The sequence below is a fragment of the Marinobacterium lutimaris genome, assembly GCF_900108065.1.
In the GTDB taxonomy this organism is placed as follows: Bacteria; Pseudomonadota; Gammaproteobacteria; order Pseudomonadales; family Balneatricaceae; genus Marinobacterium_D; species Marinobacterium_D lutimaris.
Window position 1 is genome coordinate 1,402,686 of record NZ_FNVQ01000001.1, and the last position, 15,398, is coordinate 1,418,083.

Consider the following 15,398-nt stretch of genomic DNA (forward strand, 5'->3'; position numbering starts at 1 on the left):
TTTTTTCTTTTGACCTGCGTTTTTCTTTGCCTGATTAATCTCTCGCACTGGCTAACGCTTATTAAAACAACTGTCTGAATCCATGGAAATTGTTTCCCAAACTGTGTATTTTCGCCGCGCCAAAGGAAGACAACAGGAAATAAAACATGGAACAGTCAGATAAAAAACCGCTCCCTCCCCTCTTAAGCTCTCTGCTCGGCAATCTGAAGCAATATTCCCTGGGCATCGCTGGCGCTGCAGTCGCGCTGCTACTCGGGATATCATCCTTCTTCACCACTGAACTGGGCTACACCTACGTGGTGCAGGATACCCTGTTCGGCTCTATCCGCGTCTATACCGAGCCTGGCGTGCACTTCAAAGTGCCGATGTTTTCCAACGTCTACACCTATAACCAGGCGATGACGCTGAACTTCGGTAACCAGGAAAACGGCGAAGTTATCCGCGCTACCCGTCAGCTGACCGATGTCGAAGTGCAGTTTGCCGATACCTACACCGCCAGCATCCCGGCCACCTTCCGCTTCAAACTCTCAGCCGATCCCGACAAGATCATCGCGATGCACCGCGAGTTTCGCAGCTACGATAACCTGATCGATTCACTGCTGATAAAGAACGCCAAGAACGTCACCGTGGTCACGGCTACCCAGTACACCGGCGAAGAGTTCTTCCAGGGTGGGCTTAACAAGTTCAAGGTCCAGCTGGAAGATCAGCTCCAGTTCGGCCTTTACCAGACCGAGCGCCGTCAGGTAGAAGTAGAACAGACCGATCTCGCTGCCGTCTCATCCGAGAACGACGATGCCGACCGTCTTGAGCGCAAGGTGCAGCTGGTCTGGAAAAATATCATCCTGCAGGACAAGTCCGGCCAGGCGATGCGTCTGGCCAACCCGTTGGACTCCTACGGTATCCAGGTACGCCAGGTTACTATCGGCCGGCCGTTCCCGGAGAAGCGCCTGGATGAGCTACTCGTGAAGAAGAAGGATCTGGTGGCCAAACGTATCACCGCGATTCAGGCCCAGGAAACCGCCCGTGCCGAAGCGAAGACCGCTCAGCTCGAAAAAGAGATCGAGAAAGCCCGCGCGATCCAGGACGCCCAGCGCGCCAAGGAGCTGGCGATCATCTCCAAGCAGAAAGAGGTTGAGATGGAGCGCCAGCAGGCGGAACTGGAACAGGTGCGTAAGGAGAAGGAGCAGGCCGTAGCCGTGCTGGAGAAAGAGACCCAGCTGGAGGTCGCCACCGCCGAGCGTGATATCCAGAAAGCCAATGCGGAAGCCGCTACTTACGCAGCCAAGGCGATTCGCGAAAAAGGTCTGGCGGAAGCGGAAGTCGCCAAGGCGCATCTGCTGGCAAAACAGGCCGCCAAGGATATCTACATGGCGGAGATCCAGCGTGATATCGCCGATGTCATGTACCCGGCACTGAAAGAAACCCAGATCAAAATGCCTGAATACTACGTGGGTGATGGCAGCGCCACCCCGGTGAACAGCCTCGATGTCTTTACCAGCCTGGGCGCCATGGACCAGCTGAAAAAGAATATGACTGGCGCGCCGGCTAACTAAGCCCTCTGCCAGTAATCAACCCGGCAATAAAAAGGCTCCTCAATCGAGGAGCCTTTTTGTTAAGCGATGACAGCAGACTAACGCGTCAAAACAGGGTCAGTCACCGGCCTGTTGATCGGATTTAACGACCCAGCCGCTCTCAAGGTCGTACTCAAGCCGGTAGTGCCTCAGATCGATATCTTCCGCGGTCGCCGCGCGCACGTGGGGTGCGTCCTGGGGATCACTGACGCCATGGCGCTGAAAATTGATTCGCCCATCCTCAAGGGTTACGCGGTTGGGACCACCCCGATATTCAATTGTAGTGTCGTCATCCTCTCCATCGTCCTCCCAGAAGCAGATCGAGCAGATATCATAGCGAGATGCCCGCCCGAGGGTTGCGTAACCGCAACAGGGGCAGGCGTAAAGCCCGTTCTCAGCACGCTCTCTATTGATCTTGTCCATCGATTAAGTCTCACCGACCAGGTTTTGTTTAGCCCTCAGCACTATTTTAGCCCTCAGCACTATGGCGCTGTGACATCGCTTTGGCTGCGACCCTGGCGCTTTAGCATTCGGCTGAAGATAGCTTTTTCTGCATATTACCGAGGCGGCCGTTCTCTGCACAGGCAATACTTACCTGACTGCGCACTCCAAAGAACGAGAGGAATCTAAGGTGATTATCCTTCAGCGTCTGCAACTTAACATTCAACAAAGAAGAGATGCCGCAGACAGACTCCAGGGAAGATCGATGAATTAACAGGCGGGGTTTGGATAGCCAGTCGGGCAGAAAGGATCAGCGGTAGTGCTGCTTCGCCTCGTCTTCAAGGAAATAGAGCTCCATCGGGCCAAAGCCTTTAATCTCAGACTCGCCCCTTGGGGTGCAGATAAAATCATCCTTGATCAACTCGTAAGTCGCCTGGTTCAGCGTGATCCGCATCGGCTCGGAGTGGCTCTCCATCCGCGCAGCGAGATTCACACCCGGACCAAAGAGGTCATAGACGTATTTCTGGATACCGACCAGCGAACCGATCACTGGCCCCGTATTTATCCCTATGCGCCCACGCCACTCGTTGCTGTGCGCAGCATTGCGCTTCTCCAGATAGCGGCGCATTCGCAACGCCACACGCGCGATATTGGCGGTATCTTCTCCGCTCTCTTCGGGCACGCCGGATACAGCCATGTAGGAATCGCCGATGGTGCGGATGCGTTCACAACCGAACATCTCTACGATGCGATCAAAGGCGGAGAAAATATCGTTCAACTCCGACACCAGCGCGCTGGCGTCATGGGAGATCTGCATATCGGTAAAACGGACGAAATCGAGCATCAGAATAGCCGCATTATCAAAGTGCTGAGGCGTAGTAGTGCCGTAATTCTTCAGCTCTTCGTACACCTGTTTCGGCATTACGTTCAGCAGAAGGCGCTCCACCCTGTCCTTTTCCCGCTCCAGCGCCTTGGCGTTTTTCTCCGCCATGCGTGAGTAGGAATCCAGCATGTACTGGCTCTCTTTCTCTTTGGAGATATCGCGCCCCTCTATCAACGTAAGAGTGGCTCCCTGGTGCTCCATGCGGTGCATCTCCAGGCGCACGGGCGTGGCACGCCCTTTTACCTGGACCTCCAGCTCCAGACGATAGCTTCCCCTGTCGCTCAAGCGCTGCACGGCCTTATCCATAGGCAGTGACGGGATACGATCGCTGATACCCCCCTGTTCCTCCGCAGGGGGCGGAAACCAGTCGAAGAAGCAGGCATTTTCGAAGCAGATGCTGTTTTGTTCCAGGTCCACCAGCGCAACCGCCAGGTGCAGCTGCTGTAACAGGGCGCGGGGATCGATCGGATTATCCATCGGCCAGCCCTCAGGATTGGGTCACGATGCAGTGCCGGCGACTTAGCACTTCGCCGATAACACGGGAGATATCACCCTCTTCCAGCTCAAAGTCTTCGAGGGTGAACTTGAGAATTTTTACCGCTTCATCGAAGGCCGCACCGTCAATGCCAAGACTGTGATGAGCACGGGCAAGGGCTTCATTGGAAAAGCTTGCTGGCCCGCCCATCAGCGATGCGATGAACTTGGTCTGGTGATCGATAAGGCGCCGCATATCTAGCCCGTCAAAATAGGGGCTGAGGCGGGGTGACTCGAGAACTTCATCGTAAAATGCAGAGACTATGCGGCTGACTGTCGCAAAGCCTCCGTATTTATCGAACAGGGGTTGCTCCATCGACGGCTCCCTTTCACCCTGACTGCCAGCGGCTTCTGGCCCCTACAATTCTTGGCTACTCAACGGGCGATGGGTGAAGTACAACTCACTATAGTTGTCGCCCCCGGTATGCACAAACGGGGGCCTCTCAGTGCGGTGGTGTAAACAACCTGGATAAGGCCGAGTTATCTCGAATCTGGCTCAGCTGGCCGAGAGCTTGGTCTCGACACTACGGATCTTGTCCTCGATCGTCTGTTCACGGTCGGTACGGGTGCCCAGGCGCATGGATGAACTTACTCGGGGCGCCCCCATCTCATGAACGACCTCGTGACAACGCTTAACCGCCGCCATCACCTCATCCCAGTCACCCTCGATGTTAGTACCGTAGGCATGCAACTGATGCTCAAGCCCCGCCTCTTCCAGTACCCGCTGACAGGCGGTGACATACTCGGAGACAGAAACGCCAACACCGAGGGGGATTACGCAGAGGTCAATCATCACTTTCATGGTTAGATTCCTGTTGCAACTTCAAAGGACTGATGGCGCAGGATAAACCGACGGCTCATCCGAATGATTAAGCCACTATAGCTGCCAGCATTCAGGGGATGGAAACGTAAAAAGGCACTCCTGGAGGGCGCCTTTTTAAAAGTCGTATCGAAACATAAGTATGTACAGATCAGTGCGGCATCGGCGGCAGCGGGATAGGTTTCTGCGGCCAGTCAGCGGCAACCTGATCGTCGTACTCTGCAGCATTCAGTGTCAACATGGCAAAACCTCCTCTATTTAGGTCTGGTGTCCAAACCAGCTGGAAGTAGTTTGCGTTGACCCAGCGATAAATAAAAATCAATATTCGCTATAATATATATAATTTATATCTTATAGCTGATAAACCTGCCGCACCTCACGCCGCCCTGCCGGTTTACATCCGCTTCTTTTTCAACCTGTAAACGCTTTATTGCGCGGGTTCATACTATTCATTAGCCGCCAATTAGTTGGGCCCATCAGTGCCGCCGATCAGTGAAAGCAAGGGTCCGCTAGTTACTCCCGGTTCAGCGCTTGCAGCAGCTCGATTTCAAACACCAGATCCGAGTTTGGCGGAATCTTGTCACCAAAACCGCGCTCGCCATAGCCCATCTCGGCTGGCACCGACAACTTTCGCTTACCGCCCACCTTCATGCCCTTGAGGCCCTCAACCCAGGCAGCAATCACCTTCTTGCGACTCAGCACCGTCTGAAAAGGCTCGCCTCGGTCATAAGACGAATCGAACTCGGTGCCATCTGCCAGGTATCCCCGATAGTGAGCGGTGACGAGCGCACCGCCCTTTTTCACCTCTGTACCCGTGCCTTCAATCAGGTCTTCAACCAGCAGTTGTTCAAATGCAGCCATCTATTTTCCTGTCGCTATTGATCGTGTCGTCTAAGGGTATTCCATAACGCCAAGTCAGAGATATCAATATCCGCGTTGATCGATCGAAACCATTAGCGGTTTCTGATATCTAACAGGATACCCAATCTACCCCGATCTCTAATGCAAGGATCGAATGATGAAAAAACGACTCATTGCGCTAGCTACCCTGCTGCCCGCCCTGATGCTAAGCCTGACGACAATGGCGGGTCCAAGGGAGGATGAAGGCTGGAAAAAGATCGCCGATGGCGCCCTGTTGGTCGATGTACGCTCCGAACAGGAATTTGCCAGCGGCCATCTCGACGGCGCGCTACTGATCCCCTACGAAGAGGTGGTTACACAATTTGCTGCCCGTAACATCCCCAAGGATCAGCCGGTTGTGCTTTACTGCCGCAGCGGCAACCGGGCCGGTGTAGCAGAACGCGCCTTGCGTGAGGCCGGGTATACGGAGCTGTTCAATGCCGGCGGGTTTACAGCTATGGCGGCCAGTAAGCCGGCAGAGCTGCCTGCCACTGACGCAACGGCCTGCACCCCCACATCAGGCGATGCCAACTGCTGACCGGAAGCACCACTCCCTGTCGATCAAAAGGGCTGCAAGCCTTGCCGGTTTTGCGGATTGATCCAACCCGGATGGCGCCAGAAAAACACCATCCGGGGTCGATCCATGAAAGCGGGATATGGCCAGCAACCGTGGATATTACCGCATCAATCCTGCCCTGCTGATACCCCACCAAGACCCTCGAAAAAATCGATAAACACCCGCATTTTCGCCGGCATAAAGCGCATCGGCTGGAACTGCATATGAATACCACCCTGAAAGTCGCTATGGATATGCCAGCCAGAGAGCACCTGGTCCACGGCACCGGTTTTCAGCGCATCGCAAACGACAAAGTCCGGAAAGATACCTATACCCAGCCCCTCTTTTACCGCCCGCAATCGCATCTCGGAGTGGTTATTGATGTAGCGACCATCCACTGCGACGTTTTCGCGTCTATCCCCCTGGCTCAACAACCAGTGGTTGTCACGCTCGAACAATCCCAACGGAATGCAATCGTGTGCCAGCAGGTCACACGGTTCCTCTGGCCGGCCACGCTCCCTTAGATAATCCGGGCTCGCGCACAGCACCGAACTGACCCGACCGATCACCCTGTTTACCAGGTGCTCGTAGGGTTCGGCGGCCACATGAAAAACGATATCCAGATCCTGCCGCGCCGGGTCCATGCGCTGGTCGCTGACCATCAGCTGCAGGGATACGGCGGGATAACACTTGGCAAAAGCGATAAAGTGGGGCTCCAGCACCTGCCTCGCCAGCGCCTTGGGCACCGCCACTCGCAAGCGCCCTCGCGGCTCAACAGCATCGCTCTCCGATACCTGAACCGCCTCCCTGGCGTTATCCAGCATATTGCGGCACTGCTCATACACTGCCAAACCCACCGAGGTAGTTGTCTGGCGGCGCGTCGTGCGCTCGATCAGCATCACTCCCAGCGCCTTTTCCAGCCTGGATATCTGCCTACTGACACCGGAAGGGGTCATCCCCATTTTTGCGGCTGCGCCGGTAAAACTACCGGTTTCTACCACCGCGACAAAAGCGGCCATGTCCGGCAACAGAGGCATCAGTGCGTTGATATCCATCTATTTATGCCTGCAAATCATTAGTTTTGTTCCTGATAACCATATTTTTGATTTTATAAACCGAAGTTAGCATGCCTTCTCGATCTACTGCCAACGCGTTAACGAGGTAGCCATGCGCGCACTTCCCCTGAGCTTGCCAACCAATCCAGGCTTTCGCCTGCCACTACCGGAGCTTTCACTGCTGCTGGTAGCGGCCTTCTGGGGCACCAGTTATGGCGTCACCAAGGAGGCTCTGGCGTACACCGGCGCACTGGCGTTTATCGCTATCCGCTTTGGCATGACTGCATTGATACTGGCACCACTGCACCTGAGGGAGATTTTTGCCGGGAAGGCAGCCGACTGCCTGCGGGCACTGCCGACCGGCATTCTGCTGCTGTGTATCTTTGTTGCGGAGACCTGGGGTGTATTTCACACATCAGCGACCCGTGCCGCCTTTCTGATCAGTCTCTGTGTACTGATCACTCCGTTGCTCCAGGGGCTGATCGAGCGGCGCTGGCCCAGAGCACAGTTGCTTGGGCTGGTGCTGCTATCACTGCTGGGCGTTGGCCTTCTCACCCAGGCGGGAGTGCAAGGCGAGGATACTGGCTGGAGGATGAACCTGAGGGATTACCTGATGCTTCTGGCGGCACTGCTGCGCGCCGTGCTGGTGGTGACTACCAATCGACTGTTTAACGGCCGCGCCCTATCCGCCCTGGCGATCACCAGCACCCAGTCCTGGGTTGTAACCCTGGGCGCACTGGCGTTTTTTGCCCTCGGCGATGCGCCCGCATCCGAGCTGTTTCCTTTGCATGGAGAGTTCTGGTGGGCGGCGGTTTATCTGACACTGTGCTGCACCCTCTATGCGCTGTTCGCACAGAACTACGGCCTCAAGCACACTTCCCCATCGCGGGTCGCCCTGTTGACCGGTTCTGAACCCGCCTTTGGCGCACTGTTTGCGTTTTTATGGCTGGGGGAAACCCTGACACCGGTTCAGCTACTGGGTGCCGGTTGCATTCTCCTGTCTACCCTGATCGCCACCTTGCAGCGACGACACTGAAGCGGCGACGCTTAATGTATAACCCGAGGGTCTCGACAGCAAAGCAACCGCTGTCAGCCAATGCAGACCCGATTGCGGCCTTCTCGCTTAGCCATATAGACGGAACCGTCGGCACGGTCAAACAGGGTTTCGGTGCTGTCATCTGGCTGAATTTCGGCGATACCAAATGACATGGTCACCTGAACCGGAGTCCCCTGAAAGTTGAAAGGGCTCTGCTCTATCGCCTGGCGGGCGTTGTCCGCCGCCTGCCGGGCACTCTCGCCATCGGTGGACGGCAGAATAATCACAAACTCTTCACCGCCGATGCGGGCGACAAAATCGACACCGCGCAGATTACTGCGCAGCACCCGGGAGATAAGCCGCAGCACTTTATCGCCGGCCAGATGACCATATTCGTCATTAATTTTCTTGAAGTTGTCGAGGTCGGCGACACAGAGCGAGAACGGGGTATCATAACGATTGAAACGCTCGATCTCGTTGGCCAGCTCCCGCTCGTATGCGAAGCGGTTCGGTAGCCCGGTGAGCGGATCGGTCATCGATTTCAGGTGCGCAGCTTCAGCACTTTTGCGGAAATACTCGGTTTTAACCTCCATCTCCTGGATCTGCGTAAGCAGACCCTCACGCTCCGCCTTCTGCGCTTTCAGGTGCTGCTCTTCTATGCTTTTGTGCTTGTTCATCGCCCGTATAATCCCGGCGAGCTGGGAACTGACCGCCTGCTTCAGACCGGTGATATCCTGTGCGCTCTGAACGGTGGTGTGAATCTGCTTAACATTGTGACGCACACTCTGATCGAGCAGGTTGTTACGCTGGCGCTGCTGCGAATCCGAATCATCGACACTATCCATAAAGCTGCGCACGTAGGTCAGCTGGTCGTTGAGGCTTTCCAGATATTCCTGAATATCGGCTTCCAGATTGCCGCCACCCAGTTTAACCAGCTCGTAAACTTCGTTCAGACACTCTTCCAGAGCGGCAGGATCCGGCGCGGATTCAAGGCGTCGAATCAGGGCATGCACGCGCGTCGCGTGGGAGGTGGGGACATTAAGCTGCTGAATCAGCTCCAACAGCCGTGCCGCCATCCGGGCACTGACCACCTCTCCGATGGCCGCGAGGTCATTATTGCCATCGAACTGACCGGTCACAGATATCAGCTGCTTCTGCACATCAAGCAGCGTATTGAGCAGTTTGGGTACTGTATTGATTCTTTCTTCGGACAGGCGCTGCTTGGCTTCGCCAAGAACCCCGGCATAGGCACCGCAGGTATCCTGCTGCTGCAGAGAAACGACCCAGTCATCACAAGGCTGGATCAGACCTGCAGCCAGTTCGCCCCGGGACTGTTCCACCCTGCGTACCTGGGTCTCGGTTTTGCGCAGAAGATCCTGCATCGACTCCAGGCCACCGGACTGGAGTTCAGCGACAACCTTTTTTAACAGTCCATCCAGTATTGGCGACTCACCGTGGGTCACCAGATCCAACTGCATCGCCAGGCTGCGCATCTGCTCCAGAGAGGCCGCCAGTTTCTGTTCGTGCTGTTCTGCTTCCTGTGCCAGCGCGCGATAACGAGCGCGCCAATCAACTTGTTCAGACATTCAGCAGTTTACTCCCTGGGCTGTGCTGACTTGAATTTTCAATAACTGCAGTGGCTTTTACAGGGGTTTTGGGCATCGGAGATGCTGCTGCGGGCACGACGGCCGGCCAAAAACATCCTAAGTATATAAAAATAATTGAATCTTACCGAGGACTGTTGAAATGACTAAAAGTGATAACGAACAACAAAATGCATTTCGGCGGGATATTTAGAGCAAAAAGCCTGCACCCTTGGGATGCAGGCAGGATCGGTCAGGGGCTTACCACTCCAGACAGATTTTGCCCAGATGAGCACCGCTGCTCTGGTATTCGAACGCCTCGGCGAGAGCGTCCAGCGGGAATACCTTGTCGATCACCGGTTTCGCGCCACTGGCCTCAAGAGCTGCAACGTACTCCTGCTGCTGCAGTTTGCTGCCCACGATCAGGCCCTGCAGGCGCACCTGTTTGGCCATCATCAACGCCGTGGGCACATCGCCCTGAATGCCGGTGAGCACGCCGATCAACGAGATCTGACCGCCGACACGTACCGCCTGAATCGACTGCGCCAGCGTGCCCGGTCCACCGAGCTCAATCACCTGATCGACGCCCTTGCCGTCGGTCAGCGCCAGAACCTCTTCGGCCCAGTTCGGGTTTGTCCGGTAGTTAACGCCAGCGGTGGCACCCAGCTCTTTGGCACGGGCAATTTTCTCATCGGAGGATGAGGTGACAATCACCTTGGCACCGTGCATACGGGCGATCTGTATAGCCGCGATGGAAACGCCGCCGGTACCCAGGGTCAGCACGGTATCGCCGGCCTTGATCTGTCCATCACCAACAAGGGCACGCCAGGCGGTCAGGCCTGCAGTAGTGATCGTCGCGGCCTCAGTGTGACTCCACCCCTTGGGCGCGTGAGTGAAAGCGGATACCGGACGCACCACGTATTCGGTGGCCATGCCATCGATGCCGTCACCCGGGGTACCGCCGAAATTACCAACTTCTGAAAATGCAGGGCCCGCGGGCCACTGTGGGAAGAAACAGGAAACCACCGCATCACCCACTTTGAACTCGGTCACGCCCTCGCCCAGGGCCTCTACGACACCGGCGCCATCGGACATCAGCACACGGCCATCTTCAGTGGGGCTTGTGCCACTGGCGACGAGGAGATCATGGAAGTTTAGAGACGAGGCCCGCAGGGCAACGCGAATCTCGCCACGAGCCGGTTGTCCCGGATCTGCGACCTCATCAATGACGATATTCTTCAAACCACCGGGGGCGGTAAGCCTAGCTGCTTTCATGGTTCACCTTTAGGTTTTGCCTTTTGCGCGCTTTACAGGTCGCGCCTTTGGCGATGAGTTTGGCCACTATCTGTTACAGCTGTGGCTATTAATCCAGTCCAGCTGTGACGCCGCTCTGCTGGCCAGACCAGGAAACAACGACATAACACAGCGGAAGAACAACTTCAGGTAACGGCAATCAGCGCCCGCATCAGCCCTTCTTGTTTCAACAGAGCCGCCTGCTCGAGATCCCTGACGAGAATCGCACCGCAAAATGCCAGCGCATTAAAAGAGATCCCCTGCCACCTCTCATTCGAGCGCGGCACAAGCATCACCCATTCATCAGTGACCAGCAGGTTGTACGGATCATCGTCGCCAAGATCGAAAAAGTCCCTGAGCGACAGATAAGCCCTCTGCAGTACCTGAGCTTTTTCCTTGGTTTCTTTAGATGGGGTCGGTGGAAGATGGATCAACCCGTGCCGGAACAACAAGGCGCTGCAACACTGAGGTGTTCCGACCGGCCCCGCCTCGATCGAGGCCGAGAACGGCAGCGCATCGAAAGGCGCCATCGGCAATGGAATCAATTGCAGATGCTTGTGCGGCTGGCTAGCGCCGGCAGTCTCACCGCCATTAAAAAACGCCAGCGAGCGCATCGCTAACATGCACTGGGCCAGGGCCTGAAAATCACCGCTGTTAAGCAGATCGGTCTGCGGCTCGAACTCACGCGTGACCAGCAGCAGATGATTCTCCACCACATTGAATTTATTCAGCAGGCAGCGGTGCCGCGGCGAAACTTCGCCAACATAAAGTGCCTCTTCATAGGGCAGGAAGGGATCCACCCTGCGCCTGCCCGCCGACTCCAGACGCTGCTGTGCCTGCTTGCGCTCAAGGTTATCAAGTACCCTGAGCAGAAAAGAAACGCCCTGCTCATCGATAATTTCTGTCCTTGTCGCGATCGATTGCAACGCTCCGCTGGCCAGCGCACTGGCGCTGACCTCCTGCACCCTTGCGAGTAGATCAACCATCGCCCTTGCCTTCTGCCTCAAGCTCCGCGAGCCGAATATCACTCTCTTCCCGACGGGCCTGTGACAGGGCGCTGGATACCAGCCCTGTGGGCACCGCCACGATACCCAGCCCCACCATCAGCACGAAGAAGGTAAAGAAACGCCCACCAGCGGTAATCGGATAAACATCACCATAGCCCACGGTGGTCAGGGTGACGATTGCCCACCAAAGGCTGTGCGGAATCGACGCAAAGGCTTCTGGCTGGGCCGGGTTCTCGAAGTAGTAGATACCGGTGGCCGAGACAAACAGCAGGATCAACGTCATCAACAGGTAGACAAGTAACTCTTCGCGCGCCAGTTCGAATGCCCGGCGAAACCTGGCCAGAGTGCGGCTGTATCGTGCCAGCTTCAGTAGCCAGAGGATTCTGAGCAGGCGGAAAGCACGCACGCCACGCAGATCCACCCCGGCGATTCCGAAACCGAGCATGATGTAGAACGGCGCCACCGCCACCAGATCGATAATGCCCCAGAAACTGAATATATAGCGCCAGCGATTGGGCGCCAGATAGATCCGCACCGCATATTCCAGGGTGAAGATCAGCGTGATCACGACTTCTGAGATGTGCAGAAAACGCGTCAGTCCGGGCGAGTTGCCCGGCAGCGTATCAATGGTGAGAGTGACAACCGAGTAGGCAATCAGCCCAACCAATATCCAGTCGAAAAACTTACCCGGTTTCGACTGAGTGCCATCGAGATAGGTCCGGTACTTCGCCTTCCTGTTTGCGCTGATCACATTCCATTTCCTGTCGCTGGCCATCTTCTGTCACTGGTTCTAAGCAGACACAGAGTGCCAGACTCCCCGACGCTCGGCAAAGCTCGGGCACCCGAGATAAGTCCAACGGACACTAACGTTGTGACACGAGCAGCCCACCGCCAGCGCCCGCCAACAGCACCGAGCAGATTCGGTTAAACAACCGCTGCCCTGCCGGGCGCGCAAACCACTGGCGCAGGTAAACGCCGGCCGCGCCATAGAGGCCAATAGCCACCCACTCCATCAGCAGGAACAGGCCACCGACGATGGCAAACTGCAGCGGCACGTTACCGGCTGGGTCGACAAACTGAGGCAAAAAGGCGGTAAAGATCAGGATCGCCTTGGGATTACCGGCGGCCAGCAAGAACTCCTGTTTCATCAGGGATTTCAGACCCGGCGTGGAGTCAGACCTCACCTCCTCCTGCTTGCCGGTACCGACAAACCAGAGCTTCCAGGCGGTGTGAAAAAGATAAAGCGCACCAAGCACCTTGATGGCGGTAAACACGAGTTCGGAGGTGTAAAGCACCATGGCCAGGCCACCCGCAGCCAGGGCGATCATCACCGCGAATGCCACGAGGCGGCCGATACCGGCCAGCAGCGCGCAGGTCAAACCGAAACGCTGCGCATTGTTCATGGCCAGCAGATTATTGGGGCCCGGTGTCAGGTTCAGCGCAAAACAGGCCGGGATAAACAGCAGCAGGACTTCCAGGTTCATGGCATTCTGATCCAGCAAAGCGATCCAGCCGGTCATCCGACACAATCGCGGTGTTTGGAGAATCAGACAGTGTATTTATTCTCGTCAACGCTCGCCAGGGAGCGGAAAGAAGGCCGCGCAAAATAGTAGCCCTGCATCAGTTCGACTCCCTCTCCTGCCAATGCCTTGACCTCCTCCGCTGTTTCGACGCCTTCGGCGATAACCTCGATACCCAGCTCATTACAGATGCCGAGGATACCGCGAACAATCACCTGACGGGTTTTATCCCGGTCAATATTGCGGATCAACTCCATATCCAGCTTGATCAGGTCGGTGGGCGTATTGGCCAGCATGTTCAGGCCGGAGTATCCGGCGCCGAAATCGTCGATTGCGGTCTTGAAGCCAAGGTGGCGATAGTGCTCAACAATATCGAGCAGGTGCTCAGGGCTATCCACCTGGTCCACTTCGGTGAACTCAAAGATGATCTTCTCGGCAGGAAAACCGTAAAGCTCAGCCGCCGCCAGCGTGGTGCGAATACAAAGCTCCGGCCGGTAAACGGCCGTCGGCAGAAAGTTGATATTGAGGAAGGAATCGATACCCAGCTCGGCCGCCAACTGGATCGCCTTCACCCGGCACGCCTGATCAAAAGCGTAGCGGTTGCTCTCATTCACACTCTCAAACACCATCCCGGCCGGCTGATTATCCAGACCGCGGACCAACGCTTCCTGAGAATAAACAGAGCGGGTCCGAATATTGACGATCGGCTGAAACGCCATGGTGAAATCAAAACTGAGGCATGTGGCGTTCGCGCATTCTGCGCATCCCAGTTTTCGGAAGTTGGCCTGTTCCAGCATTATCTCTCCACTACACATCTCAGTCGGGTGATCTTTTAGCGCCGGTTTAACGATTAGAAGAAAGAGCAATAACGGTCAACCCAAAGCGCAACCCGAGCGGAAAGCACTGTATCTTTTTTGAGGCATAATTAAAAACAAGAAAGCCAGGGCGAGCCCTGGCTTTGAAGCAGATTTTCGAGTGCGGGCAGGCGCTGTTACTTACGCACGCCTTCAAGCTCGATATCGAGGTAGACGGTTTCTGAGGCTGGGCCCAGGTTGTACTCGATACCGAAGTCAGCCGGCTGGAACTCCAGAGTGCCGGAGAAGCCTGCGCGATAACCACCCCAGGGGTCTTCGCCTTCACCGATCTTGGTCACGTCCACGGTGACTTCGTTGGTCACGCCGTGCAGTGTCAGGTCACCGGTCAGCACCGCAGTGCCGTCAGCATTGGGAGCGAACGAAGTACTCTGGAAGGTTGCAGTCGGGTACTCATCGACATTGAGGAAATCATCGCTGCGGATGTGCTTGTCACGCTCAGCATGGTTGGTGGTCAGGCTGGCAGTATCGATCTCCATGCTGACACTGGACGCTTCCGGATTTTCAGCGTCATAGCTGAAGCTACCGTCGAAATCATTAAAACGGCCTTTCAACCAGCTATAGCCCAGATGGCTGATGCGGAAGTTGACAGAGGCGTGCATACCCTGGGTATCAACGGCGTAGTCGGCCGCGAAAGCTGTGGGCGCAACAGCCATAAAACCTGCCAGCGCGATACCTTTAAGAGTGTTCATCTTCATTGGGTTACTTCTCCTGCTTAGCGTTAAAAATACGGGAAAGGGTTTCATCTTTATCGATAAAGTGATGCTTCAACGCGGCCAACGCGTGCAGGCCAGCCAGCACGATCAGTACCGTGGCCACCCAGTAATGCACGGCACCGGCCACATCTTCCTGGCGCTCAACCAACTCGGGGAGCGCTGCTACGGAAAACCAGTTGAACACCTCTATCGGTGCGCCATCGGCGGTAGAGATCATGTAGCCAGAGGCCAGCGCCACGAACATCAGCAGATACAGACCGAAGTGCCCAAGCTTTGTCGCCAGGCGTACCAGCGCACCGTGGCTCGGCAGCGCCTGCGGCTTGGGGTTCAGCGACTTCCAGACAACCCGGATAAACAGTGCACCCAATACCAGCATGCCGATGCTCTTGTGCCAGTGCGGCACGGTGCGGTACGCCGGGTCGTAGTAGCTAAGCGAGTCGATATAGAGACCCAGCGGATACATACCGATGATAGCCAGCGCCATGACCCAGTGGATCAGGATGCTGACAAGACCATAGCGAGCGGAGCTGTTGCGAAGAGAAACCTGGGTTGTCATGAAAAAGGGAACACTCAGTTTGAATAACTTGAAGCCCGAAGGGTAATTACCGAGA

General features: G+C 56.0%; 17 protein-coding genes. 3 read left to right on the forward strand and 14 right to left on the reverse strand.

The window, feature by feature from the left end; all coding sequences use genetic code 11:
* The first annotated feature begins 146 nt into the window (after positions 1 to 146).
* Complete coding sequence (locus C4S72_RS06215; protein WP_104002159.1) at positions 147 to 1,553, forward strand: SPFH domain-containing protein; 1,407 nt, start codon at positions 147 to 149, stop codon at positions 1,551 to 1,553.
* Between the two features lie 96 nt (positions 1,554 to 1,649).
* On the opposite strand, the gene C4S72_RS06220 is transcribed toward C4S72_RS06215, so the two are convergent.
* The 5 genes from C4S72_RS06220 to C4S72_RS06240 form a co-directional block, all read right to left on the reverse strand.
* Positions 1,650 to 1,994, reverse strand: a complete 345-nt coding sequence (locus C4S72_RS06220) for a CPCC family cysteine-rich protein (protein ID WP_104002160.1) — start codon at positions 1,992 to 1,994, stop codon at positions 1,650 to 1,652.
* Between the two features lie 328 nt (positions 1,995 to 2,322).
* A complete protein-coding gene (locus C4S72_RS06225) occupies positions 2,323 to 3,372 on the reverse strand; it encodes an adenylate/guanylate cyclase domain-containing protein (RefSeq protein ID WP_104002161.1) in 1,050 nt (349 codons plus the stop codon).
* A gap of 10 nt (positions 3,373 to 3,382) precedes the next feature.
* A complete protein-coding gene (locus C4S72_RS06230; protein ID WP_104002162.1) occupies positions 3,383 to 3,745 on the reverse strand; it encodes a group I truncated hemoglobin in 363 nt (120 codons plus the stop codon).
* A 180-nt stretch (positions 3,746 to 3,925) separates the two neighbouring features.
* Positions 3,926 to 4,231 carry an MTH1187 family thiamine-binding protein gene (locus C4S72_RS06235; RefSeq protein WP_104002163.1) on the reverse strand — a complete coding sequence of 102 codons (306 nt, stop codon included), beginning with the start codon at positions 4,229 to 4,231 and terminating at the stop codon, positions 3,926 to 3,928.
* Positions 4,232 to 4,762: 531 nt separating this feature from the next.
* Positions 4,763 to 5,110, reverse strand: coding sequence for an FKBP-type peptidyl-prolyl cis-trans isomerase (locus tag C4S72_RS06240; RefSeq protein ID WP_104002164.1), 348 nt, complete (start codon positions 5,108 to 5,110; stop codon positions 4,763 to 4,765).
* 157 nt (positions 5,111 to 5,267) lie between these two features.
* Between C4S72_RS06240 and C4S72_RS06245 the strand changes: the two genes are divergently transcribed.
* Positions 5,268 to 5,687: a rhodanese-like domain-containing protein gene (locus C4S72_RS06245; protein ID WP_104002165.1), complete on the forward strand. Its 420-nt coding sequence runs from the start codon at positions 5,268 to 5,270 to the stop codon at positions 5,685 to 5,687.
* A 146-nt stretch (positions 5,688 to 5,833) separates the two neighbouring features.
* Here C4S72_RS06245 and C4S72_RS06250 read toward each other — a convergent pair whose 3' ends face one another.
* Positions 5,834 to 6,760: a LysR family transcriptional regulator gene (locus C4S72_RS06250; RefSeq protein WP_104002166.1), complete on the reverse strand. Its 927-nt coding sequence runs from the start codon at positions 6,758 to 6,760 to the stop codon at positions 5,834 to 5,836.
* 112 nt (positions 6,761 to 6,872) lie between these two features.
* Here C4S72_RS06250 and C4S72_RS06255 point away from each other — a divergent pair, with 112 nt between their 5' ends.
* Complete coding sequence (locus C4S72_RS06255) at positions 6,873 to 7,796, forward strand: DMT family transporter (protein WP_104002167.1); 924 nt, start codon at positions 6,873 to 6,875, stop codon at positions 7,794 to 7,796.
* A 53-nt stretch (positions 7,797 to 7,849) separates the two neighbouring features.
* On the opposite strand, the gene C4S72_RS06260 is transcribed toward C4S72_RS06255, so the two are convergent.
* From C4S72_RS06260 to C4S72_RS06295, 8 genes are all read right to left on the reverse strand, one after another.
* Positions 7,850 to 9,382 carry a GGDEF domain-containing protein gene (locus tag C4S72_RS06260; protein ID WP_104002168.1) on the reverse strand — a complete coding sequence of 511 codons (1,533 nt, stop codon included), beginning with the start codon at positions 9,380 to 9,382 and terminating at the stop codon, positions 7,850 to 7,852.
* Positions 9,383 to 9,640: 258 nt separating this feature from the next.
* The gene (locus C4S72_RS06265) at positions 9,641 to 10,654 is read right to left on the reverse strand and encodes a zinc-dependent alcohol dehydrogenase family protein (RefSeq protein ID WP_104002169.1); all 1,014 of its coding nucleotides are present in this window, start codon (positions 10,652 to 10,654) and stop codon (positions 9,641 to 9,643) included.
* A gap of 164 nt (positions 10,655 to 10,818) precedes the next feature.
* Entirely contained in the window at positions 10,819 to 11,658 is an 840-nt protein-coding gene (locus C4S72_RS06270) for an ATP adenylyltransferase family protein (RefSeq protein ID WP_104002170.1), read from the reverse strand.
* Entirely contained in the window at positions 11,651 to 12,430 is a 780-nt protein-coding gene (locus tag C4S72_RS06275; protein WP_235009062.1) for an ion transporter, read from the reverse strand. Before C4S72_RS06275 ends, C4S72_RS06270 begins: the two co-directional genes overlap by 8 nt.
* 112 nt (positions 12,431 to 12,542) lie before the next feature.
* The gene (locus tag C4S72_RS06280) at positions 12,543 to 13,163 is read right to left on the reverse strand and encodes a LysE family translocator (protein ID WP_104003071.1); all 621 of its coding nucleotides are present in this window, start codon (positions 13,161 to 13,163) and stop codon (positions 12,543 to 12,545) included.
* Between the two features lie 62 nt (positions 13,164 to 13,225).
* The gene (locus C4S72_RS06285) at positions 13,226 to 13,996 is read right to left on the reverse strand and encodes an EAL domain-containing protein (protein ID WP_104002172.1); all 771 of its coding nucleotides are present in this window, start codon (positions 13,994 to 13,996) and stop codon (positions 13,226 to 13,228) included.
* A gap of 194 nt (positions 13,997 to 14,190) precedes the next feature.
* Positions 14,191 to 14,769 (reverse strand): YceI family protein, encoded by a 579-nt coding sequence (locus C4S72_RS06290; protein ID WP_104002173.1) that lies wholly within the window; start codon positions 14,767 to 14,769, stop codon positions 14,191 to 14,193.
* Positions 14,770 to 14,773: 4 nt separating this feature from the next.
* Positions 14,774 to 15,343: a cytochrome b gene (locus C4S72_RS06295; protein ID WP_104002174.1), complete on the reverse strand. Its 570-nt coding sequence runs from the start codon at positions 15,341 to 15,343 to the stop codon at positions 14,774 to 14,776.
* Positions 15,344 to 15,398 lie beyond the last annotated feature (55 nt).